The sequence below is a fragment of the Streptosporangium sp. NPDC006930 genome, assembly GCF_040635605.1.
GTDB lineage: Bacteria > Actinomycetota > Actinomycetes > Streptosporangiales > Streptosporangiaceae > Streptosporangium.
Genome location: NZ_JBEYID010000002.1, coordinates 474,192 through 495,632 on the forward strand (window position 1 = coordinate 474,192; position 21,441 = coordinate 495,632).

General features: G+C 69.4%; 26 protein-coding genes. 9 read left to right on the plus strand and 17 right to left on the minus strand.

Annotated features, from left to right (window positions below; all coding sequences use genetic code 11):
• Nucleotides 1-163: 163 nt before the first annotated feature.
• From ABZ664_RS05420 to ABZ664_RS05430, 3 genes are all read right to left on the minus strand, one after another.
• A complete protein-coding gene (locus ABZ664_RS05420) occupies nucleotides 164-577 on the minus strand; it encodes a Fur family transcriptional regulator (protein WP_362503312.1) in 414 nt (137 codons plus the stop codon).
• Nucleotides 578-705: 128 nt separating this feature from the next.
• A complete protein-coding gene (locus ABZ664_RS05425) occupies nucleotides 706-924 on the minus strand; it encodes a DUF397 domain-containing protein (RefSeq protein WP_362503315.1) in 219 nt (72 codons plus the stop codon).
• Complete coding sequence (locus ABZ664_RS05430) at nucleotides 921-1,802, minus strand: helix-turn-helix transcriptional regulator (RefSeq protein ID WP_362503318.1); 882 nt, start codon at nucleotides 1,800-1,802, stop codon at nucleotides 921-923. Before ABZ664_RS05430 ends, ABZ664_RS05425 begins: the two co-directional genes overlap by 4 nt.
• Before the next feature lie 116 nt (nucleotides 1,803-1,918).
• Here ABZ664_RS05430 and ABZ664_RS05435 point away from each other — a divergent pair, with 116 nt between their 5' ends.
• From ABZ664_RS05435 to ABZ664_RS05445, 3 genes are all read left to right on the plus strand, one after another.
• On the plus strand, nucleotides 1,919-2,077 hold the full coding sequence (locus tag ABZ664_RS05435) for a hypothetical protein (protein WP_362503321.1): 159 nt from the start codon (nucleotides 1,919-1,921) through the stop codon (nucleotides 2,075-2,077).
• On the plus strand, nucleotides 2,074-2,322 hold the full coding sequence (locus ABZ664_RS05440) for a hypothetical protein (RefSeq protein WP_362503324.1): 249 nt from the start codon (nucleotides 2,074-2,076) through the stop codon (nucleotides 2,320-2,322). Before ABZ664_RS05435 ends, ABZ664_RS05440 begins: the two co-directional genes overlap by 4 nt.
• A gap of 423 nt (nucleotides 2,323-2,745) precedes the next feature.
• A complete protein-coding gene (locus ABZ664_RS05445) occupies nucleotides 2,746-2,958 on the plus strand; it encodes a hypothetical protein (RefSeq protein ID WP_362503327.1) in 213 nt (70 codons plus the stop codon).
• A 497-nt stretch (nucleotides 2,959-3,455) separates the two neighbouring features.
• On the opposite strand, the gene ABZ664_RS05450 is transcribed toward ABZ664_RS05445, so the two are convergent.
• Complete coding sequence (locus ABZ664_RS05450; protein WP_362503330.1) at nucleotides 3,456-3,761, minus strand: DUF2470 domain-containing protein; 306 nt, start codon at nucleotides 3,759-3,761, stop codon at nucleotides 3,456-3,458.
• A gap of 108 nt (nucleotides 3,762-3,869) precedes the next feature.
• Nucleotides 3,870-4,379, minus strand: a complete 510-nt coding sequence (locus ABZ664_RS05455; protein ID WP_362503333.1) for an FABP family protein — start codon at nucleotides 4,377-4,379, stop codon at nucleotides 3,870-3,872.
• Nucleotides 4,380-4,446: 67 nt separating this feature from the next.
• Between ABZ664_RS05455 and ABZ664_RS05460 the strand changes: the two genes are divergently transcribed.
• Nucleotides 4,447-4,809: a DsrE family protein gene (locus tag ABZ664_RS05460; protein ID WP_362503336.1), complete on the plus strand. Its 363-nt coding sequence runs from the start codon at nucleotides 4,447-4,449 to the stop codon at nucleotides 4,807-4,809.
• Between the two features lie 33 nt (nucleotides 4,810-4,842).
• Here the strand turns inward: ABZ664_RS05460 and ABZ664_RS05465 are convergent, their stop codons facing one another.
• The 4 genes from ABZ664_RS05465 to ABZ664_RS05480 all read right to left on the minus strand — a co-directional run bounded on the left by ABZ664_RS05465 (nucleotide 4,843) and on the right by ABZ664_RS05480 (nucleotide 12,240).
• On the minus strand, nucleotides 4,843-5,559 hold the full coding sequence (locus ABZ664_RS05465; RefSeq protein ID WP_362503339.1) for a glutamine amidotransferase: 717 nt from the start codon (nucleotides 5,557-5,559) through the stop codon (nucleotides 4,843-4,845).
• Complete coding sequence (locus ABZ664_RS05470; RefSeq protein WP_362503342.1) at nucleotides 5,549-6,835, minus strand: MurT ligase domain-containing protein; 1,287 nt, start codon at nucleotides 6,833-6,835, stop codon at nucleotides 5,549-5,551. Before ABZ664_RS05470 ends, ABZ664_RS05465 begins: the two co-directional genes overlap by 11 nt.
• Before the next feature lie 221 nt (nucleotides 6,836-7,056).
• Entirely contained in the window at nucleotides 7,057-10,029 is a 2,973-nt protein-coding gene (locus ABZ664_RS05475; RefSeq protein ID WP_362503345.1) for an ATP-binding protein, read from the minus strand.
• Between the two features lie 273 nt (nucleotides 10,030-10,302).
• Nucleotides 10,303-12,240: a hypothetical protein gene (locus ABZ664_RS05480; protein WP_362503348.1), complete on the minus strand. Its 1,938-nt coding sequence runs from the start codon at nucleotides 12,238-12,240 to the stop codon at nucleotides 10,303-10,305.
• A 176-nt stretch (nucleotides 12,241-12,416) separates the two neighbouring features.
• On the opposite strand from ABZ664_RS05480, the gene ABZ664_RS05485 reads away from it, so the two are divergent.
• From ABZ664_RS05485 to ABZ664_RS05495, 3 genes are read left to right on the plus strand one after another with little or no spacing between them, the layout of a single operon-like run.
• Entirely contained in the window at nucleotides 12,417-13,073 is a 657-nt protein-coding gene (locus ABZ664_RS05485; protein WP_362503351.1) for a hypothetical protein, read from the plus strand.
• Nucleotides 13,070-13,675 carry a hypothetical protein gene (locus ABZ664_RS05490; RefSeq protein ID WP_362503354.1) on the plus strand — a complete coding sequence of 202 codons (606 nt, stop codon included), beginning with the start codon at nucleotides 13,070-13,072 and terminating at the stop codon, nucleotides 13,673-13,675. The genes ABZ664_RS05485 and ABZ664_RS05490 overlap by 4 nt, the downstream gene beginning before the upstream one ends.
• Complete coding sequence (locus tag ABZ664_RS05495) at nucleotides 13,675-14,901, plus strand: hypothetical protein (protein ID WP_362503357.1); 1,227 nt, start codon at nucleotides 13,675-13,677, stop codon at nucleotides 14,899-14,901. Before ABZ664_RS05490 ends, ABZ664_RS05495 begins: the two co-directional genes overlap by 1 nt.
• Here the strand turns inward: ABZ664_RS05495 and ABZ664_RS05500 are convergent.
• Nucleotides 14,891-16,186, minus strand: a complete 1,296-nt coding sequence (locus ABZ664_RS05500) for a hypothetical protein (RefSeq protein WP_362503361.1) — start codon at nucleotides 16,184-16,186, stop codon at nucleotides 14,891-14,893. The genes ABZ664_RS05495 and ABZ664_RS05500 overlap by 11 nt on opposite strands.
• Nucleotides 16,187-16,283: 97 nt before the next feature.
• Here ABZ664_RS05500 and ABZ664_RS05505 point away from each other — a divergent pair, with 97 nt between their 5' ends.
• Complete coding sequence (locus ABZ664_RS05505) at nucleotides 16,284-17,348, plus strand: DsbA family protein (protein WP_362503364.1); 1,065 nt, start codon at nucleotides 16,284-16,286, stop codon at nucleotides 17,346-17,348.
• Nucleotides 17,349-17,647: 299 nt separating this feature from the next.
• Here the strand turns inward: ABZ664_RS05505 and ABZ664_RS05510 are convergent, their stop codons facing one another.
• The 5 genes from ABZ664_RS05510 to ABZ664_RS05530 form a co-directional block, all read right to left on the minus strand.
• The gene (locus ABZ664_RS05510) at nucleotides 17,648-17,944 is read right to left on the minus strand and encodes a DUF1416 domain-containing protein (protein WP_362503367.1); all 297 of its coding nucleotides are present in this window, start codon (nucleotides 17,942-17,944) and stop codon (nucleotides 17,648-17,650) included.
• On the minus strand, nucleotides 17,944-18,783 hold the full coding sequence (locus ABZ664_RS05515; RefSeq protein WP_362503370.1) for a sulfurtransferase: 840 nt from the start codon (nucleotides 18,781-18,783) through the stop codon (nucleotides 17,944-17,946). Before ABZ664_RS05515 ends, ABZ664_RS05510 begins: the two co-directional genes overlap by 1 nt.
• A gap of 15 nt (nucleotides 18,784-18,798) precedes the next feature.
• Nucleotides 18,799-19,197 carry a DUF4395 domain-containing protein gene (locus tag ABZ664_RS05520; RefSeq protein ID WP_362503373.1) on the minus strand — a complete coding sequence of 133 codons (399 nt, stop codon included), beginning with the start codon at nucleotides 19,195-19,197 and terminating at the stop codon, nucleotides 18,799-18,801.
• A 62-nt stretch (nucleotides 19,198-19,259) separates the two neighbouring features.
• Nucleotides 19,260-19,373 carry a putative leader peptide gene (locus tag ABZ664_RS05525; RefSeq protein WP_362503376.1) on the minus strand — a complete coding sequence of 38 codons (114 nt, stop codon included), beginning with the start codon at nucleotides 19,371-19,373 and terminating at the stop codon, nucleotides 19,260-19,262.
• A 61-nt stretch (nucleotides 19,374-19,434) separates the two neighbouring features.
• Entirely contained in the window at nucleotides 19,435-19,791 is a 357-nt protein-coding gene (locus tag ABZ664_RS05530; RefSeq protein WP_362503927.1) for a thioredoxin family protein, read from the minus strand.
• A gap of 130 nt (nucleotides 19,792-19,921) precedes the next feature.
• On the opposite strand from ABZ664_RS05530, the gene ABZ664_RS05535 reads away from it, so the two are divergent.
• Nucleotides 19,922-20,080, plus strand: coding sequence for a hypothetical protein (locus ABZ664_RS05535; RefSeq protein WP_362503379.1), 159 nt, complete (start codon nucleotides 19,922-19,924; stop codon nucleotides 20,078-20,080).
• Here the strand turns inward: ABZ664_RS05535 and ABZ664_RS05540 are convergent.
• Both ABZ664_RS05540 and ABZ664_RS05545 read right to left on the minus strand, forming a co-directional pair.
• Complete coding sequence (locus tag ABZ664_RS05540) at nucleotides 20,061-20,924, minus strand: zf-HC2 domain-containing protein (protein WP_362503382.1); 864 nt, start codon at nucleotides 20,922-20,924, stop codon at nucleotides 20,061-20,063. The genes ABZ664_RS05535 and ABZ664_RS05540 overlap by 20 nt on opposite strands.
• Nucleotides 20,921-21,433: a sigma-70 family RNA polymerase sigma factor gene (locus tag ABZ664_RS05545; protein ID WP_350943074.1), complete on the minus strand. Its 513-nt coding sequence runs from the start codon at nucleotides 21,431-21,433 to the stop codon at nucleotides 20,921-20,923. The genes ABZ664_RS05540 and ABZ664_RS05545 overlap by 4 nt, the downstream gene beginning before the upstream one ends.
• Between the last annotated feature and the right edge of the window lie 8 nt (nucleotides 21,434-21,441).

Below are 21,441 nucleotides of genomic sequence, written 5' to 3' on the forward strand. Positions count from 1 at the left end.
AGGCTCCGCCAAAGAGGACGGCGGCGACTCTTCCCACAGACGGGTCCCTGCCTGCGCGACACACCCCGGCGGCTCGGCTCGGCGGCTCAGCGGCTCGGCGGCCGAAGCGCGACGAGTCCCGGCACCGGGGTCCCGCCGGTCCGGCGACGACCTCCTCTGCGGCTCAACGGCACTTGCGGCAGCGGCCGAAGACCGTCAGATGGTGCACATCGGTGAGGAACCCGAGCTTCTGGTCGAGGTTGGCGACGAAGCCCTCCACCAGCTCCGGACTGACCTCACTGATCTCCCCGCAACCACGGCAGACCAGATGCACATGATCGGCCTCGGACGTCAGGTGGTAGGTGGGGGCACCGTGCCCGAGATGGGAGTGGGTGACCATGCCGAGCTCCTCAAGGAGCTCAAGGGTCCGGTAGACGGTGGATATGTTCACCCCGCGAGCGGTCTCCCGCACCCGGTTGCAGATCTCCTCCGGAGTGGCGTGCTCACAGGCCTTGACCGCCTCAAGCACCAGCTGGCGCTGCGGAGTGACCCGGTAACCGCGCGCCCGAAGTTCCTCATGCCACGACGTCTCGGTCATACCAAGAGTCTATGAGGACCCCGGCTCCGCACGCCTACCCCTTCACAGCAAAGATCTTTACGGCACCGGGGGAGAAAAGCCCCCGCCGTTCACCGGATGAGCGGAGGCCCACTCGTGACCGGAGTCGATCAGCCGAACTCGTCGGCCTTCACACCGGCGACGAACGCACCCCACTGCGTGGAAGTGAAGCGAAGCACCGGCCCACTCGGGTCCTTACTGTCACGGACAGCCCTGCCGCCGTCGAACAGGTCTGCCACCTCGACGCAATTGCCGCCCTCGGCACTGCTGCGACGGGCCTTACGCCAGGTGAGCGTCTCAGACTGGGTGTGGTCCACGATCTCCCTCACTTCAGTTGTTCGACCAGGTCCGACAGGTACGACACCGAGGCATCCACTGAGAGCGCGCTCGCGCGTACATGGTCGTACTTGAGCGTATAGCGCTCTATCTCCTCCGGGGACTCGATATAGAGGTCTCCGTTCGCCCCGGTCTCTATGTACACCAATTCTGAATCATCAGGTGTCGCGTAGGCCAGAATCGCGAACGAGCCGGTCATCGCCGCGTGAGCGCCTACGACGTTCGGGAGGACCTGAATCCCGATGTTCGGCCTGGCAGCCATCTCGATCAGGTGATGAAGCTGCTCACGCATCGTCGCCGCACCGCCGACATACTTGGCCAGAGCGGCCTCGTCGATGACCGCCCAGAAGACGGGCGGCTGATCACGGTCCAGGATCCGCTGACGAGCGAGCCTTGCCTGGACGCGTCGTTCGATCATGACCTCATCGAGGACCATACCGCCCTTGAATATCGCCCGCGCGTAGTCGGCGGTCTGCAACAGGCCGGGGACCAGGAGCGCTTCGAATGTTCTGATCCGTGAGGCTTCGGTTTCGAACTCGACCAGGCTGCCACCCAGTTCGGCCTTCATCTCCCCCTCCCACCAGCCACGTTCACGCGCCTGCCGGGCGAGGGTGGTCATTGCCAGGCGTACGACTTCGTCCGTGACTCCGTAGATGTCGAGCAGATCGGTCACATCGCTGACCGTTGGCCGCCTCCACTCGTTCCGCTCGATACGCGTCACTTTGGAAGCGGGCCAACGCAGGAGCTTGGCTGCTGCATCAGCGGTGAGACCAGCCTCTTCCCTCGCCCGACGAAGAGCTGCGGACAGGCGACGACGTCTCACCGTAGGGCTGTAGGTCATGAATGCCTCCTGAAGGGAGAAATCGATCATACGCAAAACGAACATTTGGGTCTTGCTTGTTTTGGTCTTGCAAGTTTGAGTCTTGGGGGTGATTATAGAAGCACTCAACCGCTACGCGGAGTTTAGGACTCATGACTGTGCGAGTAATGCTGTCTGCGGACAGCGTGCGTGAAGCCCATCTCGATTGGCTGATCGGGCTTCTCGAAACGGGCTGCCGATGGACGACGGCCAAGCATTCGGCGCTAATGATCGGCAAGAAAATCTTGGACAGCCCTACCGAAGCCACAAAGAAGGTCACCCCATGACCCCCACGCCCGATCTTGCTGAGGCGACCGCTCGCGACCTGCTCGCCGAGAAGTTTCCTCGCTGGACCATCTGGCGCAGCGACACCGAACGCTGGTGGGCCACCCGCCACGCCCCGCTCAGCAGGGCCGAGGAGCAGCAGCCCGGCATCGACCGCACGATCGATGCCGACACCCCGGCCGACCTGTGCCGGCAGCTAACCGAGCAGGCCGCGCTGACCGACAAGTGCAGCGGTTCCACCACCTGAGCCCCCGACTGCCGCTGCCACCGGATGTGCGGTAGTCGGGCCATTTCCCGGCCTGCCATGACAGGCCGGGAACCTCACGCGTCGTAGGGGCCCGTGAGGTGCGGTCCCGCCCCCAGCTTGGAGGGGTGAAAGGGCGGGGCCGCCCAATACGGGGTCGGCAGAGAAGCTCGTACTTCCCGCCCGGCCCCCGCCCGGAAGAAGTCCCACCTTCTACCGGGCCTGGTCTCCGTCCGCCCACGCTCGGGCGGAGACCTCCAGTCGTCCAACGGCAGGTGCCCCCGTGCCTGCCGTTGGATATCCGGTCCCCGCTCGCCCCACGTGCGAGCGGGGACCGGCCTCGACAAGAACGGATCGGCCGGGCGGGTGCCGAAGAGTAAGGCATCGCTCCGTAATCCGCACCCGTCAGGCAGCGAGGAGACCATCATGATCGAGCCGTACCCCGGTGACATCGTCTCGTCGGAGGCGACCGGCCGTCTGTGGTTCGTCCACGGCCACCCCGGCGTCGAACTGTTCCTCACCAGCGCTACCGGAACGTGCGTCGCCATGACCGACGCCATCCGCCTGTACGGCAGACTGATCATCCACTGTCGCCCGACCGAGCACGGTCCCATGACCCGATCGCGCCGGGCCCCCTGAACACGTCACGTCGGCCCCTCGCCGAGCCGCGTCAGGGCAGGTCAGATGACAGGTTCTGGAGAGCCGCGACGGGCCGGGAAAATTCATTTGCCCCGGGGGCGCGGAATTTCGTAACGTACAGGCACGCCGAAAGGAGGTGGTCCGAACGATGGTTGATCATAGTTGGGCTAGCGAGGTGGCTGTCCGCTAGGACGCCGCGACCGGACTCTGTCCGGGCGTCAGGCGACGTTCGGCGAATCCACGACAATCACCGGAACCCCGGGCCGCCGGAGGCGGGCGATCCCGCCTGTAGTCCACCGGCCCCCCTGCCGAGCAGGGGGAAGTGGCCCGGGGTTCTTCCCTTTCCAGGCTCTTCCTTCTCGATCGCCTCTCCCGTTCAGGAGGAGCCGGTGGGCGAGGTCCGACCGGCGGCGCCACCTCGTACGGCGGGGATTCGCCGGTCGGCGCGGCCTCAGTGTTCCCTGACGTTCCCTCAGTGCTCGTTCCCTGACGTTCCCTCAGTGCTCGCCGCGGGCGGGGACGCCGAGGGCGGCGCAGGCGTCACGGTAGAGGCGGACGACCTCCGTGCGGACCTGGGCGCGTTCGGTCAGCGTGGTGCTCCAGGGCACCCGGACCGTGACGTCCCGCCCGCCGACCACGGCGGCGAACTCGATCGCCTCGGCGTCGACGCCGGTCGTCGTCGCACCGGTGGCCTCGGGTTGCCCGCCGAGGCCCTTGCAGATCAGCAGCGCGTCATCGGCGTGGTCGTCGTTCATGTGGCGCTTGATCGCCTCGACCACGTCGGGGGTGAAGGGAGTGCTCATGTCCCAGAGCGTAACCAGCGCCCCACCTCACCCGAGCGCGGGTGCCGGACACCCCGCCTCACCCGCCGTCGGGACGAACCCCACCGGGTGGACCCCATCGGGCCGGCCTCACACCTCGTCGGGTACGAAGTCGCCGACCCTCTTGAGCTCGGCCGAGATGTGGGACTGGAGCGGCTGCCCCATGGAGGCCATGTCGTACGCCCACATCAGGTTGCCGTTGACCAGGCCGTAGAGGCGGTGGCCCGCCGTGTACTCCTTCGCGGTCGCGGTGCGGGCCACCACGTCGGTCTGGAGCTCGATCTTGTTGAAGACCACCTCGCCGACGTAGATCTCCACGATGCCGGTGGGGTGTGACAGGCACACCTCAAGCTGGCGTCCGGGGAGCTGGCGCCAGAAACCGGTCTCGGTGCCCAGCGGGCGGACCTTGCCGCCCGCTTCGTCGAGCAGCCAGGTGCGGCTGCTGTAGGTCAGGAACGGCTTGCCGTTGTGACCGAAGACGATCTCCTGGCCGAAGTTGAAACTCTCGATCGTCGGATATCCCCCGACCCCGGCGCCTTCCCATCGACCCACGAGGAAGGCGATCGGCTCAAGATCGGGATGCAGTTCGGGAACGTCCATGGAAACGAGCCTAGAGCCGCTGCGATATGGTTCGCGCCGGTGACGCCGGGCCACATAGGCTGCGAACATGGCACGATCACTGGTGATCAAGGTTACCGCCGGCGAAGACTCACCTGAGCGCTGCAACCAGGCCTTCACGGTGGCCGCGGCGGCATTGGCGAGCGGGGTTCCCGTCTCGCTCTGGCTGACGGGCGAGTCCGCCTGGTTCGCCCTTCCCGGGAGGGCGAAGGAGTTCACCCTCCCGCACGCGGCCCAGCTCGGCGACCTGCTCGACGCGGTGCTCGCGGGTGGCAGGGTGACCCTGTGCACGCAGTGCGCGGCCCGGCGGGACATCACGGTCGACGACGTGATCGAGGGCGTACGCATCGCGGGCGCCCCCACCTTCGTGGAGGAGGTCCTGGGCGAGGGCGTCCAGGCTCTCGTTTACTGAGACCGCAGGAACGCCCCCACCGGAAGACCTCCGTCAGCGGGGCAGCACCGCCGCCAGGCGCTCCTCGCGAAGCCGGTCGAACCAGGCGTCGTCGATCGGTGGCAGCTGGGCGCCCACCGCCCAGGTGAGCAGCAGGTCGGCGAGGCCGGGGTTGCGGGCGAGCGCGGGACCGTGCAGGTAGGTGCCGACGATCTTGCCCGTGTAACAGCCCTCGGTGCCGTCGCCGTTTCCCGTACCGACCGCCGTACGCGCCAGCGGCCGGATCCCGGCCCCGAGCCTGGTGACACCCATGTGGTTCTCGAAGCCGGTGAGCGTGGAGATGCCCAGTGCCGGGTCCGCCTCCCCCGCCAACTCCCCGACGGCCCGGCCCTGGCCGCGCCCGCTGGAGATGTCGATCAGGCCGATGCCGTCGACCGGCTGGCCCTCCTCACCACCGAACGTGGTGCCCATGATCTGGTAGCCCGCGCACACGGCGAGCAGGGCCGCGCCCCGCTGGATGGCCCGGTGCAGGCCGCCGTCGCGCCGGAGCCGCTCGGAGGCCAGGATCTGCGGCCGGTCCTCACCGCCACCGATGAGGTAGATGTCGCCGCTCTCGGGAACCGGGTCGGCCGAGCGCACGTGCACGGTCTCGACCGGGATGCCCCGGCGCTTGGCGCGCTGCTCCAGGACCAGGACGTTGCCCTGGTCGCCGTACGTGCTCAGTAGGTCCGGATAAATCCAGACAAGGCGCAGGGCGCTGTCAGACTGCACGACCGAACTCCGATCGGATCTGCTGGAAGGCGGTGTAGTTGGCGATCACGTCGACCTTGCCCGACGGTTGCGCGGCGAGCGCCTGCTCGAACGAGTTCGCCAGTTGGAACGGCACGTCGGCCACGTCCAGCCGGAGCGCGAGGTCGAGCCGCCGTTCGCCGGTCACGAAGACCGGCCTGCCGCGCAGCACGCGGTAGTCGACGTCCCACAGCCATGAGGTGTCGCGGCCGTCGGGCCCCTGGGCGTTCACCGAGAGGATCACCGGAAGCGAGGCGTCGAGCACGTCGAAAGCCTCCAGCCATCCGGCCGGGTTCTTGGCGAGCAGCAACCGGGCGTGCCGACCGTCGCGTTCCACCGTGGTGTATCGACCGGCGACCGACTTCACCTCGCGCAGCCGGGGCAGGGCCCGCTCGACCGGCAGGCCGAACACCTCCGCGGTGGCGAGCGCGATCGCCGCGTTGGCCCGGTTGGCGCGCCCGGGAAGCTGGATGTCGAGCACCCAGCGCTGCCCGCGCGGGTCGATCACCGCGTCGTCGTCGAGGACCCAGGACGGCTCGGGCCGCCGGAAGGTGCACTCGCGGCAGGCCCAGTCGTTCTCCCCCGCCGTCGAGGTGGCGCCGGCGCCGATGCTGCCGGGCGGGACGTACTCCATGCCCTTGCGGTCGAGGGGGCCGCCGCACTCGGGGCAGCACCAGGAGTCTTCCTTCCACGGCTGTCCCGCCGACACCCAGGTGACCGAGGCCGCGGTGGAGGCGCCCCAGGTCACCAGCGGATCGTCGGCGTTGGCGATCACGTGGGTGTTCTTGCCGGCGAGCGCCCGCCGCCACTTCTGGGCGAGCAGCCAGATCTCACCCGCCCGGTCCATCTGGTCGCGGCTGAGGTTCATCAGGCAGACGACCCCGGCCCCCGTGGTGTCGATCACCTCGGGCAGGTATTTCTCGTCGACCTCCAGCACGCCGTACGGGGCGTACTTGGCCGACGACAGCGCCGAGACGTGCCCGGCGGGCATGTTGGCGCCGAAGGCGTTGGTGGCGACGTCGCCGAGCTCCGACAGCGCGGAGGTGATCAGGCGGGTCGTCGTCGTCTTGCCGTTGGTCGCGCTCACCAGCGCGAGCTTGCGGTCGTGCGCGAGCTTGCGCAGAAGATCGGGCTCCAGGACCAGGCTGACCCTGCCCCCGATCACCGATCCGTCCCCACGCCCGGTGACCCGGGACAGGGTCGCGGCCGTCCGGCCGAGAGCGGTGGCGAGCTGCGCCCGCAGCGGAAGCTGAGTCATGCCGTCTCCTCGCTTGGCGACCCGTCACGGGACGACCCGGCGGCCGACCGGCCCGGCCGCGGGACCGGAATCACCGAATCGTTCATGCCGCAGATCTTAGCCCTGCTTCGGCACCGTCACCCCCGGAGGCACGTCACACGCGCCCCCCGGTGACGGTGAGATAGGGAAGCCTTCGCATCCGGTAAGAAAGAACCGAAAAAAGCCGACAGACAACACCGTCCTCACCCCTCGGTGAAGACGAGTTCCGCCGACTCCGGCGAATCCTCGTCGAAGGGCAGCACGAACCGGCGCGGCCACGACAGCACACTCTCCAGCCAGCCCGCCCCCATGGTCTGGGACACGTGCCGGAGCCGCTCCGCCGGGTCGAGGCCGATGGTGACCGTGAGAATGTCGCGCTCCACGCTCTCTCGCTCGTCGTCACCGAGGATCACCCGCCAGGCCAGCTCCCGGTTCCTTTCCACCTCCATGGACAGCGGGTGGTGGCGCAGCGCCTTGGCCCGGTGACCGAGCAGCTCGGTGCCCCCGGCGGGACGGTTGAACAGGGCGTACTCCATGACCGGCGCGGAGCCGCGCGGGTTGGGCGCGGGCTGGCCGTGGGGGAAGAGCCTGTCCACCTCATGCAGCCACCGCACCTGCGGGATCACCCAGGCGGGTCCCGGCCGCTCGCCGGGGTCGCGGTCGGGGCCGAGCAGTCTGGTCGCGACCACGGCGACCTGCTCGGTCAACGTGGTCGGGTCGTTCACGGTCCGCAGCGACCACGCGCGACGGCCCACGCAGCGTTCCACCGCCGTGGCCAGCAGGCACTCGCGCCGTCGCGGCGGGAGATCCGCCCAGAGGCCGGCGAGCGCCCTGGGCACTCCCGGCAGCGGCCGGTTGGTGCAGAACGCCAGCACCAGCGTGTCGGCCCAGATCCGCAGCCAGGCCCACTCGGAGGCCGCGGCGAGCAGGTCCGCCTCGCGCAGCTCGACCAGCGTGCACGCCCGGCCGGTGCGGCACTCCTGCCCGCAGGCCGCCGAGCGACGGCCGCAGATGGGCGGCATCTGGCCGGGAACCGGACGCTCGCGATCCTCGCCCAGCGGCACCTGGACGCGCAACGGCCGGTCCATGCCGTCGGCGAAGACTGCGGCGACACCGGGAGGGAGCGAGACGACCTGCCGGGACTGCTCCTCGCTCAGGTTCGTCGCCGCGCCGACCAGCTGGCGGTCGTCCTCGGCGGGGAGCCGGTGGATCACCTTCAGCGCGGTGTTCTTCACCACGTCGGAGACGAGCTTCGTGGGGATCTGCTCGGCGACCACGATGCCCTCGCCGTACGCGCGGATCTCGGCGAGCATGCCCGCCAGGAGTTCGACGGCGTGCGTGCTGGCCCGCCCCGCGCCCCGGTCGCGCAGCAGCCGGTGCGCCTCCTCGATCACGATGACGTGCTTGAGCCCGCTGCTGCGCTCCTTCCTGGCCCGCATCCGCAGGTGCTCCACGATCCGGATGATCAAGGTGCCCATCAGGAACGCCTTGTCCTCGTCGTTCGCGACGTCCTCGATCGCGAGCACCACGTTGCGCTGGAGCAGGTCACCGATGTCGGCGGGGTGTCCACCCTCGAAGAAACGGCCCGCGGAGCCCACCCGCAGCGACCGCAGCCGCAGTGAGATGAAGCCCTCCACGTCGGCCTGGACCTCCTTGCCGTAGCCGATCTCCTTGATCACATCCATCGCGTGCTGCTGGAGCTGTTCGAGGGTCGGCACGGCGGGCCTGACGGCGGCACCGGGGGCGGCCCAGCCGGTGACCACGTCCCAGCCGTTGGCCTCGTACACCCGCTGCAGGGCGAGCGACATGATCTGCGGGAACGGCTCCTCGGCGTCGAAGGCCGCCATGAACAGGGCTCGGACCATGTCGATGTGGGCCTGGACCGGGTATCCGGGCTCGGGGGCGAGCGGGTTGACGCTGAACGGCACGCTCTCCGGTGCCGACGGATTGATCACGGTCACCGGGGCGAGGGGCTCGATCCTGCCGCCCATGGAGGCGTACTCGGACTTGGCGGGCTCGATCGCGAGCCACGGGATGCCCGCGCCGGTGAGCTGTTCCAGCAGGTGTCTGACGGTCTGCGACTTGCCGGAGCCGGTGGCACCGGTGATGAACGCGTGCCGGTTGAGGGTGGCCAGCGGGACCTTGAACGAGCCGACCGGCCTGTCCTGGCCGTCGAGAATGGATCCGAGCTCGACGGTGAGCTCGCCGGGCACGGTGTCCGCCTCGCTGGTCACGTCGAAGAAGCCCGCGTCGAGGACCCGTACTCCCGGCACCTCCCGGTGCGGCAACCCGGCGAGGGCGGCGAGCGCCCCGGCGGTGGCCGCGAACGGGGAGGCCGCGCCGTCCGCCGGGTCCTGCAGGGTGGTCGCGAGCGCCTCGGCGAAACCGTAGACGGGGCCGGACAGCGCGCTGCGCAGGCGGTAGGGGTGATGGCTCATCTCGGCGGAGCCGACGAGCACCGGGGCGATCTGGCGCAGCTCCTCGGGTCCGGCGGCCCCGGCGAGCACCCGGACGTTCCAGAGCCCGGCCTCGCGAAAGGCGTCCAGCTCCTGCATGCGCCGCTCGGCCCGCTCCGCGTCGTAGCGGGAACGCTCGGAGGCGTCACCGTACTGCCGCAGCACGTTGAGCTGGGTGCGCAGGTGCGCGACCTCGGCGTCGAGCAGGTCGGTCTGCTCGGCCACCACCAGCCAGGCGAACGGCCGGGACATGAGCGTGACCAGCGTCGACTCGAAAAGTGTGGGCCGCCTGATCTCATCGGCGTCCGGCTCTCGGCGTCCGCCGAGCGGAGGTGCCTGACGTCCCGGACAGACGGTCCAGGCGAGGTCGGACAGGTCGCGGAGCCACTCGTCGCCGATCCGGACGCCACGGGCACCGCTGGGGAAGAGCAGCGGTTCCGGACCGCCTGGGACCTGCTCGACCTCGGTGGCGGCCCTGCGGGGCGGGCGCGGCGGGGTGAGCGGCCCCGCGTTGGTGATCAGCTCCAGCGGGGCGCCCGACCCTCGCGAGAGCCAGCCGACCACGAAGGGACGGTTGCGCTGGGCCGTGGAGAGCACCGCGGGCAGGACGGTGACGAAGTCCCACTCGGCGGAGGAACTGCGCGAGGGCGCCGTGATCGCCTGGATTCTGTACCAGGGCCCTGTCAGGGCGTTGGGCGGACGGGAAACACTTGGCTGCATTTGGTCTCCACCCGGGGGACCCGGCTCCAGGCCGGAGGGTTGACGCTTCACGGATCGCTCCGTTGTACCGGCCGACGCATGATCGAGATCGAGGGTAGGTCACCCCCGCGACCACGGTCGAACCTGACTCGGGGCTCGCACCCTGGCATTGACCATCCCATTACGACATACGGACGCCTCGTTGACGCACCCGGCGAAAACGTCGCCGCTCGAACGATCCTCACCTTGAGTTCCCCCCCCGGAGCAGGCCCCTCGGCGTGGACCGGAATCTCATCAGCGACGGCGCCAGTCGAGCCTCGCCGGAGGCGGGCCGAGGTTGGGCGGCGCGTCCTCGAACGCGCTCGACGCGTGCGGCTCCGGCTTCTTCTCCTGCGCCTGTTCCAGCGCGGCCTCCTTGATCTCGTCGAACTCGCCCAGCGTCGTCTTGGGGAAGGTCAGGATGGCCGGGTTGGCGTCGGCGAGGCGGACCCTGCGGCCCTCGGCGGTGGCGTCGGTGACGATCACCGAGGTGGTGGGGAGCTGCTGGAGCTGATGGGGCTCGACGAGGAACTCCCTGGAGCGGTGCAACACCCGCTCGGTCTCCCCCATCGCCTTGGTCGCGCGGCGGCCCCACTCGGTGGAGGAGGTGATGTCCTCCTTGAGGTCCGTGTGGTTCACGTCGCGCTCCTCGTCGCCCTCCTCCGCCTGGCCGACCGTGGAGACGTAACCGCCGTCCATCCCCGCTCCCGCGGCACTGATCGTCTCGGTGAGCTGGGCGAGCTCCAGGCGGTGCTCGGTGCCGACGTGCTCGCTGGCGATCCGGGCGTCCTCGGCGTTGCCGAGCCGCATGAACGTCACCGCCGCGTGCCCGCGCCCGAGCCGCTCCCGTACGGTCGGGGTGAGCGCGCGGTAGGTGAGCACGAGGCCGGTCCTTGAGGTCTCGCAGGCGTCCATCAGCCGGTCGAGCACGTCGCCACGGAGTTTGTCCGCGCCGGCGACGATGATCGTGTGGTACCACGGCCGCTCGGAGGCGGGCGACTGGCGCAGGATGTGGGTGAGCGCGGTCGCGACGTACGTGCCGAGGACGCGGTTGCCGAACACGCCCGCCTGACGGTCCATCGACACGACCCGCAGGCGCGCGGGCGGCAGGCGCACCGCCTCGGAGCCGAGGGTCTCCAGCTTGCGCAACTGCGACTCCAGTGCCCACGCCCGCTCGATCACCACCCGGTCGCTCACGCCCCGGCCGAACAGCGTGCCGATCCGCTCCAGCTGGGTGGCGGTGATCAGGCCGAACCGCAGGTCCTCGCGGGGGTCGCCGACCTGGGCGAGGGCACGCAGGGCGGCGGTGACCTGGTTGATCGTGGCACTCTCGCCGAGGACCTCCAGGACCCGCTCCAGGATGGCGTTGTCGAACGACAGATCCCTCGTCGTACGGTGCTCCTCGCTCACGCTCACGACGTGGGCGAGAACGTCGGCGAAGGCCTCCGGGGCCAGCGTGGCGCCCAGATCGAGCCGGGGCAGGTCGACCGGCAGCACCCAGACCAGCGGGTCGTCGCCACCCCTGCGCGCGAGTTCGATCAGGTCCTTGGCGATCGCGCCCTCGGACAGGTCGAGCACGGTCAGGTGGCCGCCGCTGTAGAGACGGGTCGCGCCGAGCAGGGTGATCAGCGCCGACCAGCCGGGCAGGGTGCCTCCGGCCACGTCGATCCGGTCGATCTCGTCGGGCACGGCCACGGCGTACCAGGTCAGCTGGCGGTCGTGACGCTCCTTCTTCTCCGCCCACTCCCGGTATCGGGCGGCGTGCTCCTCCTGGGCGAGGAAGAGCTCCCGGTCGCGTTCCTCCCGCAGCCGGTCACCCGCCATCTCGCGCTCCTTGATGCGCTGGCGTACCGCCCGGTCGCCCTGGTGGACGGCGTAGCTGCAGAACGCCGCGATGCCGCCGGCGGCGATCACCCCGACGGCGGCGAACGACCAGCTGAGCATCTCGGTGAGGCCGAGGACGAGGATCAGGGTGGCGAGCGCGGCCATGAACCCGCGGACGATCTTGACCGGCCGGTTCAGGAGGTCCTCGTTGAGGCGTTCCCTGCGCACCCACTCGGGGTCGAGCGGCTCAGGAGGATTCTCGACGGGCGAGGGTCGCTTAGGAGCCGGACCCGGATCAGGGTGCAACAAGGCGTACTGCCAGCCCAGGTAGATCCGGTCCGCCTGGAGCTGCGCATGCTCGGGATGCACGTCCGCCACGGAACCTCCGCCATCGGGCTCATCGAAAGCCTCGGAGACAGCGTAAGAGTTCGCCATCGTATTCGGGCAGCGTTCCCGTCAATCCGCTCCATTTTCCCCAGGTTTACCACTACTTAAGGGACAGGTGGGGCAGATGGGGCGGACATCAGCGTTTAACATCGTTTCTCATGACTGCCCCTCCCAAGGGTCCCACCGGACGGCGCCCCATCGCGGTCCCGCTCGTCGCTCTGGTGGCGGTCACCGGTCTGGCAGTCACCACCGTCCTCGGCGGCTTCGCCACGGCCTCGGAGAAGCCGCCCAAGCGGCTGGGCCAGGGCTCGACCGTGGATCAGGAACAGTTCACGACCACGTTCGTCGGATCCCGCACCGTGAGCGAGCCCGGCCTGTTCGGCGGCCCGGCCAAGCGTCTCCTGGAGATCGAGCTCCTCGTCGTCAACAAGGGCGAGGAGACCGCCGGCATGGGGGCGCCCTACCAGAAGGGCCTGGTCGGCGGATCCTTCGGGACGTCCCTGCTCAAAGTGACCCCGGAGATCAACGGCAAGTACGGCGCGTCGGTGTTCACCCCCACAGGAGGGGGCGAAAGCAGTCAACTGCACCCGGCCCTGCCGACCAGCGTCGTGGTCCGGTACGAACTGGAGGACGGGCAGCGGCCTCCCAGACAGCTCACGATCGACGTCGGCACGTACGAGTGGCGTGAAGGGATCACCCTCGCGCCGGGCTGGTTCCTGGTCACGGAGGACGACGAAGGCGACGAGGGCAGGGAGAAGCCCGTGGTGACGGCCCAGGTCACGCTGCCCGTCATGCCGGGGGGAGCGCGCTCGTGAACGTCTCCTCCCGTCCCCGCACCGCCGGTGCCGTACTGGCCGGGATCTCGCTCGCGGCCTCCGCCGTGGGACTGCAGGCCTTCGGCGCGGAGATCGCCGACCACGACGCGCCCCTCACCTCGACCGGCGCCTTCAACGAGGAGGTCACCGGCTCCCGGATCTCCGCGCGGGTCAAGGCGGTCTACGCGGCCAAGGCCATCGCGACCAGGAAGGCGAGCGGCGAGCAGGAACGCGTGACCGCCAAGGGGATCTTCATCATCGTCGAGGTGGGCGCCACCGCGACCTGGGAGCCGCAGCGGTTCGGGCCTCCCCGGCTGCTCACGGCCGGCGGGCGCCGTTACGTGGCCTCCGACAGGGTGGACCAGACGCTGACCATCACCCACCCTTACATCCAGCCGGGCTGGTGGACCGAGGGCGTGACGGTCTTCGAGATCCCGCCCGGGGAACTCCCGGACTCCCGGATCCTGCTCGCCCCCTCGTCGGGTTTCATCGTCGAGCCGAACGGACCCGAGATCGAGATAGACCTGGGCCTGGATGAGACGGCCGCGCGGCAACTCACCTCCACCGCGAAGGACGTCTACGAGTTGGCGAGCAGGAACTGATGGGGACGCCGCACCGGGGAGTCTCCGAGGACGATCAGGACCGCACCTGGTCCGCCTCGCGGGAGGAGCGGCCCGCACACGAGGAACGGCCCGTGCACGAGGAACGGCACGCGCGAGAAGATCGGCACGCGCGGGAGAACCCCTCGACGGGAAACCCGCCCATGATGGAGAACCGGCCCGCATGGGAGAACCGACTCGCGCCGAAGAACCGGCCCGTACGACAGGAACGGCCCGCCCAGGAAGGTCATACTTCCGCACCGCCTCACGATCCCTACCGAGGCAGCCCCTGGCCCACCGCCCTCGGCACCTGGCCGGTGCCTTCCACCGACCGGCAAACGCGTACCGGACAGACCCAGGAACCTCCGGCCGCACCCCCGGCCCCCGCCCGGAACCGTCCCACCCCACCTCAGCGTCGGCAACCTCCGGGCGGCCAGTGGACTCCCGCTCCCCTGCGGATATTTCCTGACGAACAGGTCTGGCCTCCCAAGCCGCCCGCGGAGGAGCCGGCGGAGGTCTCGACCCAGCCGTTCCCCTCCCTCTCCGCTCCCCCGCTTCCCCGCTCCTCCGCCACCCGAACGGGAACGGCTGCAGCCGTCGCCGTACCGGCCGACGGCGTGCCCGCCGGAGAACCGTCCGCACCGAAGACCCCGCCGAGGCGAGGCCGCCGTACGACACTGCGGGTCGGCGGGGCGATCGTGGCCGTCGGACTCGGCATCGTGGCCTCCACCTGGAGCGGTTACACCGTCTACAGGACCGGCAACCCCGCCGACAGGATCTACACCGTCGCCGCCGGGGGTGACATGACGCTGATGCACGTGTCGTGGAAGGCCTCGGTCGAGCAGGTGGACGACCTGCCCGGCCAGAAGCCCCTCCCGCCCGACCGCCAGTGGCTGAAGATCAAGGTGACGAGGACCGCGCTGGACGCCGAGGGCGTCAGCCTGCGTGGTGATCCCGAGGTCGAGGTGAGGCACTCCGACGGTCGCGTGTGGAAGGTCCTCCCCGAGAGCGACGACATCCCCGACGAGGTCAAGGACCACAGGGTCGGCACCGCCTACTCCTACGACATGATCAGCGTGGTGCCCAGGCATCTGGCCGGGCAGGTCGAGGTCCACGTCCGTCCCGCCACGTTCCACGTGGTGGAGAACCAACCCGTGGAGGACATCCTCAAGAAGGCGGCGACGGAGAAGGACCCCGTCCAGGACCAGGTGCTGCGCTTCAGGCGGTGAGCGTCTTCCCCGCCTCACGGCCGTGTGTGGCCGCGATGTCGAACGTGGCCGCCAGCAGGCAGACGGTCAGCGTCAGCACCACCAGCTCCCTGACGAACTCGACCGGCCCGGCCAGTGCCAACCAGACGAACGGGTCCTCGTTGCCGATCAGCATCCGCACACCCCGGTCCGCGTAGTCGGTCACCACGCGGATCGCGACATAACAGAGGCACAGGGCGCCGAACAGCACGGGACCACCCCTCGCCGCGAGCCGGAAGGCGTTCACCGGGGGAACCCAGCGCTCCTGGAATCCGGCCGTGGCGTGGGCCATCGTGCTCCGGGTGAGATCGTGGCTCCGCTCCACCCTGGTGGCCACGTTGTCGAGCCTGGTTCCCCGTACGACGGCCCGGGTGTCCTCGGCGAAGGCGCCGTAGACGAGCGAGGCGACCGTGAGCCAGGTGAGCGGGACGATCAGCCCGTCGACCACATGGGGCCAGGTGTCCCCGACCGCGTTCCAGAAGGGCTTCCACCACGGCAGTGCCTCACCCGCCGCCTCGGCCCATTCCTTGAACGTCACCACGACGACCCGCTGGTCCAGCCAGTCCGCCCGCGCCTCCGCGAAGGCGAGGAGGGCGTTGATGCTGTAGAAGGCGAAGGCCAGCTCGAAGAAGGTCGCGAACACGCCGCTGCCCCTGCCCTTGCCGTTGACGTGCCGCCGGCCGAACAGCACCCTGAGCAGGTACGCGACCACGGCGACCCCGATGGAGACCCGAACGTCCAGCGTGGAGAGCCCGGTGCCGCCCTCTATCTCGTTCCCCGCGAGGCTCGATGCGAAGTCCTGGTCGACCCGCCTCGCGGTGTCGACGGCGATGAACTCCCTGGCGTCCGCGGTGTGGAACCCCCAGGCGAGGTAGATGGTGGCGAAGAGCAGGGTGGCACGGTTCAGCGCGCCGAACATGCTCTCGTCCGCCTCGCCCGCCTCCCGCCGCACCCGGATCTCCCGGAGCGCACCGCGCACCGCGTGCAGCATGCCGACCATGACCACGAGTTCGTTCAGCACGATCAACGTGAAGACGAACATCGTGATGACGAGCCGCACCTGCCGGTGGTCACCGTGGGAGACCTCGCTGGCGGCCACCATCAGCAGTTCCCTGACCACCCTGCCCACCGAGAACCAGAGGATCAACGTGAGGGCACAGGCGCCGAAGATCTTGAGTGTGTGCATGGGCAGCGAGACCGCGGAGAGCGAGGCGGGCCTCCGGTCGACTGCCGGCGACTGTGTGGGTATGACAGGCGTTTCAGGCACCGACGCATGCTAACGACTCCCCTGAAGGAACGCAGCCCGGCCGACGAGGCCGAAACGCCGGTCGAATAAACGACCGCCCCCGTTTGTTGCAGCGGCAATGAAGCGCATGGAAGTCTGGGCCGACATGGCCTGCGCGTGGGCCTACATCGGCAAGCGACGCCTGGAGCAGGCGAAACTCGGCGAGGACGTGGAGATCGTCTGGCGCCCGTACGTCATCGATCCGATGGCTCCGGTGCCGTCGGAGCCGCTGGAGGAGGAGCTTCGCGACCAGGTCGCCGAGGGCGCCCTGCGAGCCCTGACCCCGCCCTCGAACCCGACCCCGCCCTCGCCCCTGACTTCGGCTTCCACCCCGACCGCGGTTCCGGCTTCCACTCCGGTCGCGACGACGGCTCCGGCCCTGGCGGGGAACCGGCCCGGTGACGGCGGGCGACGGGGCGCCGTGTGGCGGGCGAACACGTTCGACGCCCACCGGGTGATCGCCCTCGCCTACGAACAGGGCGGGGCCGCGCTCCAGGACACGGTCGTGGAGCGGATCCTGCGCGCCCACTTCGTCGAAGGTTCCGACATCGGGAACCGCGCCACCCTGGCGGCGCTCGCCGCCGAAGCCGGTCTGGACGGCATGGCCGAGGCTCTCGACCGCGGCGACGGCGCGGACGAGGTTCGTTCCTGGCTGCTGCGCGGAAAGGCCGAGGGCGTCACCACCTCGCCGACCTTCGTGGTCGGCGACACGGCCGTCACGGGCGCGCAGCCGCCGGAGGTCCTCGCCGATCTGGTACGGCACGCCGTTCCCCGGCGGGAACTCCCCGACGAGGTCAGGTGGCTGCGCCAGGCCGAGACCCTGCTGGATGCGCGGGACCCCCTCGGCGCCCTGCGAACGCTGCGCCCGCTACTGGCCGATCATGGCGACGACCCCGCCGTCCGGCTGCTGGCGGCCCGCGCCTACTTCGGCTCCGCCCAGTTGGGCAGGGCGAGGGAGACGCTGGAGGCGCTTCTGGAGCGCACCCCCGGTGACCACTACGCCCGGTTCCTGCTCGGCAGGACCCTCGAACGCGCCAACCGGCACCCCGAGGCCCTGCCGCACCTGCGTCTGGCTGCGGCCATGTCCCCGGATCCCGACTACGTCGACGCCGTCGACCGCGTCGAGAGCCGGCTCGCCGTCTGACGCGAGAAAGTGGAGGTTCGCCCTCTTCCCCGAGGGTGAACCTCCGGGAACAACCGCCTGACGCGACCCCCGGGGACTGACCTCCGGGAACATCGGCCCCGGAACGGGCGACCCTCCGGAACAGCCGGTCCGCGGAACCGGCGGACCGCCGTGGACGGCGAGCCTTCCGCGCGTCCGGCACAGCGAAAAGGACCGGCCCTCCCGAGGGAACGCCGGTCCTTTCAACGTGCTGGTTCTTACCGTTCTTGCCGGTCGAGCAACGTACCGGTTCTCGCTGTGGCGAGGTCGGCCCCGAAGGGTCAGACGGCCACGGCGAGCTGGGTGACCTCACCCAGGCGGGCCTGGGCCGGGATGTCCTTGGTGACCCCGCCGCCCGCGATGATGCGGACGGTCCAGTCACCGGGGGCGGCGAAGAAGCGGAAGACTCCCTCCTCGGACACCACGACCTCACCGGTGAACTCACCGGAGTGGTCGAGCAGACGGGCGTAGGCCGTGCCCGCGCCCGTTACCACGCCCTGGATGACGGCCTGGTTCGCAAGATCGATCCCGGCCGGAAGGGCAACCGTCTGTTCCGGAGCAGCGCATCCCTGAGTCATTATCGGGCCTCTCCCAGTTCGATCGGCACGCCGACCAGCGAGCCGTACTCAACCCATGAACCGTCGTAGTTCTTGACACCGGCCTGGTCGAGGAGCTCGTGCAGCACGAACCACGTGTGAGCCGAGCGCTCCCCGATGCGGCAGTAGGCGATGATGTCCTTGCCGAAGTCGACGCCCGCGCCCTCGTAGAGGGACTTGAGCTCCTCGTCGGACTTGAAGGTGCCGTCGTCGTTGGCAGCCTTGGACCACGGGATGTTGCGGGCGGTGGGTACGTGGCCGACACGCTGAGCCTGCTCCTGCGGAAGGTGCGCGGGGGCGAGCAGCTTGCCGGTGAACTCGTCGGGCGAGCGCACGTCGACCAGGCTGAGCTTGCCGATCGCGGCGACGACCTCGTCACGGGAGGCACGCAGGGACCGGTCCTGCTCCTTGGCCTTGTAGGTCGTGGCGGGGCGGCTGGGCACCTCCTTGACCAGCTCGCGGGACTCAAGCTCCCACTTCTTGCGGCCACCGTCGAGAAGCCTGATGTTCTCGTGGCCGTACAGCTTGAAGTACCAGTACGCGTAGGCGGCGAACCAGTTGTTGTTGCCACCGTAGAGAACCACGGTGTCGTCGTTCGCGATGCCACGGGCGGACAGCAGCGCCTCGAAGCCCTCGCGGTCGACGAAGTCACGGCGGACCGGGTCCTGCAGGTCCTGCTTCCAGTCGACCTTCACGGCGCCACGGATGTGGCCCTTGTCATATGCGCTGGCGTCCTCGTCCACTTCAACGAGGACGACACCGGGGGTGTCGAGGTTGGCCTCGACCCAGTCGGCGTCGACCAGGACGGCGGAGCGGCTCATGGTGATCCTCCAGGATCATCGTGCGGCGGGTAGTAAACGGCGAATGATCAAAAACATCTCGCAGCCGAGACAGAAACTAAAAGCGGCATTGAGAAAAGCGGCGAAAAGTGCCGCTGCGACGGCGCCGAGGGCCAACGGCGTGATCTGTGCGACGTATCCGACCAAGCCCACCAGTGCGAAAGCGAGTCCGACCCCCTGCGCGAAGCGCGGCGGGGCTGCGTCCTCGAGTTCCTTCGGCGGACTCTTCACTATCCCTTTGAAAATCATCCCGTACGGCGAGGTGCCGAGAACGCCCTGTGCGAACACGACGGCCTGCGCGACCAGCAGCCATGCGTTCCCCGTCACGAGGACGAGTGCGAGCACAACGGTGGTCACAACCGCGGAGAAACGGAGAGCTCGGGAATCAACCTGCATCGCTTGATGCTCCTGAAGGGTTGTGCAGATCGGTGCGGCTCGACGGCCGCTTGAGATCGCCCTTAGGAAATGCGACAGAGCGCGGTGGTCACGCGGCAGAAATCAACCGCGCGCCGCTTCGTGAGCAGCTCTGTCGTGGAGTTCATGTCCATGACATTACCCCGGCGTCCCGCCATCTGTCACATCCCTGTCCAATTTCTGAGACATGATCGTTCAATGGCCGATAGGGTGCCCCGCTCATTCGCCCACCGCCAGACCGAGGGCGCCGATGACGTCGGCTTTCCTGGGTTGGCCCGAGGCACGCTTGACGACCTGCCCGGACGCGTCGAGGACGAGGACGGTGGGGGTGCGCAGGATGTTCAGTGATCGGACCAGGTCGAGGCGGGACTCCGCGTCGATCTCCACGTGCGCGACGCCGGGCACCATCTCGGCCACCTCGCCGAGGATCCGCCGGGTCGCCCGGCACGGCTGGCAGAAGGAGGTGGAGAACTGCACGAGCGTGGCCCGCTCCCCCAGCTCCGCGTGGATGTCGCCGGACGTGAGCCGCTCCACCTCGTCCGTCACCTCTCGCGCCACGCCGTCTCGCCGCCGCATCGCCACCCCCGTGAGCGTGGCGAGGGCGATGGTGACGACCACCACCGTCGAACCTGTCACGGAACACGACAACAGGCGCACGTCCCAGGCCATTCCCTCGCCGCCCCAACGGTTTCGGCCGGTGGGAGCCGTGAGCACCGCCGCCCCGGCAGGCTCGGCGGACGGAAACCGCGAGCAGCACGTCAACGGGTTCAACGGCGACGGGGATCGCGAGCGCGACCCCCGGCAGGCTCAACGGGTGAAGATCCCGAACGCGACCCCCGACATGTTCAGCGGGTGGGGATCGTGAGCAGTACCCGTCCGCCGGCGGTGGTGATCTCGAAGGCCGTGATCCGTTCCGGCGGGATCGTGGTGGTGGCCGTGAAAGAGCCCGACCTGTCATAGGCGGCCCGGTTGACGACCCAGTTGCCCGCCGTCTCCCTCAGTCCGCCTTCCCCGATCACCTCCAGCCGACAGCGCGTGCCCTTGGCCACCCCGGTGAGCACGACCTTGACCGTGGTCGCCCCCTCGCCCGCGGACGCGGTCACCACCGCCCGGACCGTACCCGTGTCGTCCGCTCCCTCGAACCGCAGCTCGCTCGGGGCGAGCAGGATCTCCGGCGCTGGACTGGACACCGGGGAACGGGAGGCCTTCGCCCTGGCGTCGCCGTCGGGCGCGGCCGAGTCCGAGAAGGACCGGGTGCTCTCCTGACTGCCGGCGGCGTCGGCCGGAGCCCCGCCCTCGGTGTCCTCCTGGGCGTCACCGGCGTCCCCGGCGTCCTCGGCCGACGACCGGGGCGCCGACGCGGTGGTGGTCTCCGGAGGTGACTGGGTGACGGCCCACAGGGTCCCGCCGCCGAGCCCGACCACCAGGACCGAGGCGGCGAGCGAGAGCATCAGGCGGTTCGTACGGTGCCGCCTGACCTTGGCGCTGAGCAGCCGGTCGAGCACCACCGTGGGCGGGCTCGCCACCTGCGCCACGTCGCCCTCGGACACCCTGCCGAGGAACGTCACCACCCCGGACAGCTCCTCCAGCTCGGCCCGGCACTCGGCGCACTCGGCGAGATGGGCCTCGACGAGCACCCGCTCGTCCGCCTCCAGGGCACCGAGCGTGTAGACGCCGAGCGATATCCGTACTTCTTCACAGGTCATCATGGCGCGAGCCCCCGCTCCTCCAGCGCCAGCTTGAGCGCCCGAAGCGCGTAATACGTGCGCGATTTAACCGTCCCTGCGGGGATGCCGAGCGACTCGGCGGCCTCCTTCACGGATTTCCCCTGGTAGTAGACCTCGGCCAGTACCTCGCGGTGCTCGGGCCTCAGCGCGGCCAGCGCCTCGGCGATCGCCCACGACTCGACGGCCCGCTCCAGCTCGTCGTCGGCGGGCACCACGGCGAGCGCCTCGTCCCCCGTCTCCGGGGGGCGCGCCTTGCGCGCGCGATGCTGGTCGACGACGAGATTGCGTGCCACCGTGAACAGCCACGCGCGGATGGAGCGGCCGGCGAACGCGTCGGGATGGCGCCAGGCCCGCAACAGCGTTTCCTGCACGACATCCTCCGCTCTCCCCGAGTCGCCCGTCAGCCGCAGCACATAGCCGTACAGTGGCCCGCCGTGCTCGTCGAAGAGCGCCCTCACGAGTTGCTCGTCGGCGGTTCCGGCTTGGCTCACATCCTCAC

Coding starts and splice junctions, on each gene's coding strand:
- ABZ664_RS05420 (WP_362503312.1), bottom strand. CDS start 577: ATGACCGAGACGTCGTGGCATGAGGAACTTCGGGCGCGCGGTTACCGG.
- ABZ664_RS05430 (WP_362503318.1), bottom strand. CDS start 1,802: ATGATCGATTTCTCCCTTCAGGAGGCATTCATGACCTACAGCCCTACG.
- ABZ664_RS05435 (WP_362503321.1), top strand. CDS start 1,919: ATGCTGTCTGCGGACAGCGTGCGTGAAGCCCATCTCGATTGGCTGATC.
- ABZ664_RS05440 (WP_362503324.1), top strand. CDS start 2,074: ATGACCCCCACGCCCGATCTTGCTGAGGCGACCGCTCGCGACCTGCTC.
- ABZ664_RS05445 (WP_362503327.1), top strand. CDS start 2,746: ATGATCGAGCCGTACCCCGGTGACATCGTCTCGTCGGAGGCGACCGGC.
- ABZ664_RS05450 (WP_362503330.1), bottom strand. CDS start 3,761: ATGAGCACTCCCTTCACCCCCGACGTGGTCGAGGCGATCAAGCGCCAC.
- ABZ664_RS05455 (WP_362503333.1), bottom strand. CDS start 4,379: ATGGACGTTCCCGAACTGCATCCCGATCTTGAGCCGATCGCCTTCCTC.
- ABZ664_RS05460 (WP_362503336.1), top strand. CDS start 4,447: ATGGCACGATCACTGGTGATCAAGGTTACCGCCGGCGAAGACTCACCT.
- ABZ664_RS05470 (WP_362503342.1), bottom strand. CDS start 6,835: ATGACTCAGCTTCCGCTGCGGGCGCAGCTCGCCACCGCTCTCGGCCGG.
- ABZ664_RS05475 (WP_362503345.1), bottom strand. CDS start 10,029: ATGCAGCCAAGTGTTTCCCGTCCGCCCAACGCCCTGACAGGGCCCTGG.
- ABZ664_RS05485 (WP_362503351.1), top strand. CDS start 12,417: ATGACTGCCCCTCCCAAGGGTCCCACCGGACGGCGCCCCATCGCGGTC.
- ABZ664_RS05495 (WP_362503357.1), top strand. CDS start 13,675: ATGGGGACGCCGCACCGGGGAGTCTCCGAGGACGATCAGGACCGCACC.
- ABZ664_RS05505 (WP_362503364.1), top strand. CDS start 16,284: ATGAAGCGCATGGAAGTCTGGGCCGACATGGCCTGCGCGTGGGCCTAC.
- ABZ664_RS05510 (WP_362503367.1), bottom strand. CDS start 17,944: ATGACTCAGGGATGCGCTGCTCCGGAACAGACGGTTGCCCTTCCGGCC.
- ABZ664_RS05515 (WP_362503370.1), bottom strand. CDS start 18,783: ATGAGCCGCTCCGCCGTCCTGGTCGACGCCGACTGGGTCGAGGCCAAC.
- ABZ664_RS05520 (WP_362503373.1), bottom strand. CDS start 19,197: ATGCAGGTTGATTCCCGAGCTCTCCGTTTCTCCGCGGTTGTGACCACC.
- ABZ664_RS05525 (WP_362503376.1), bottom strand. CDS start 19,373: ATGGCGGGACGCCGGGGTAATGTCATGGACATGAACTCCACGACAGAG.
- ABZ664_RS05530 (WP_362503927.1), bottom strand. CDS start 19,791: ATGCGGCGGCGAGACGGCGTGGCGCGAGAGGTGACGGACGAGGTGGAG.
- ABZ664_RS05540 (WP_362503382.1), bottom strand. CDS start 20,924: ATGATGACCTGTGAAGAAGTACGGATATCGCTCGGCGTCTACACGCTC.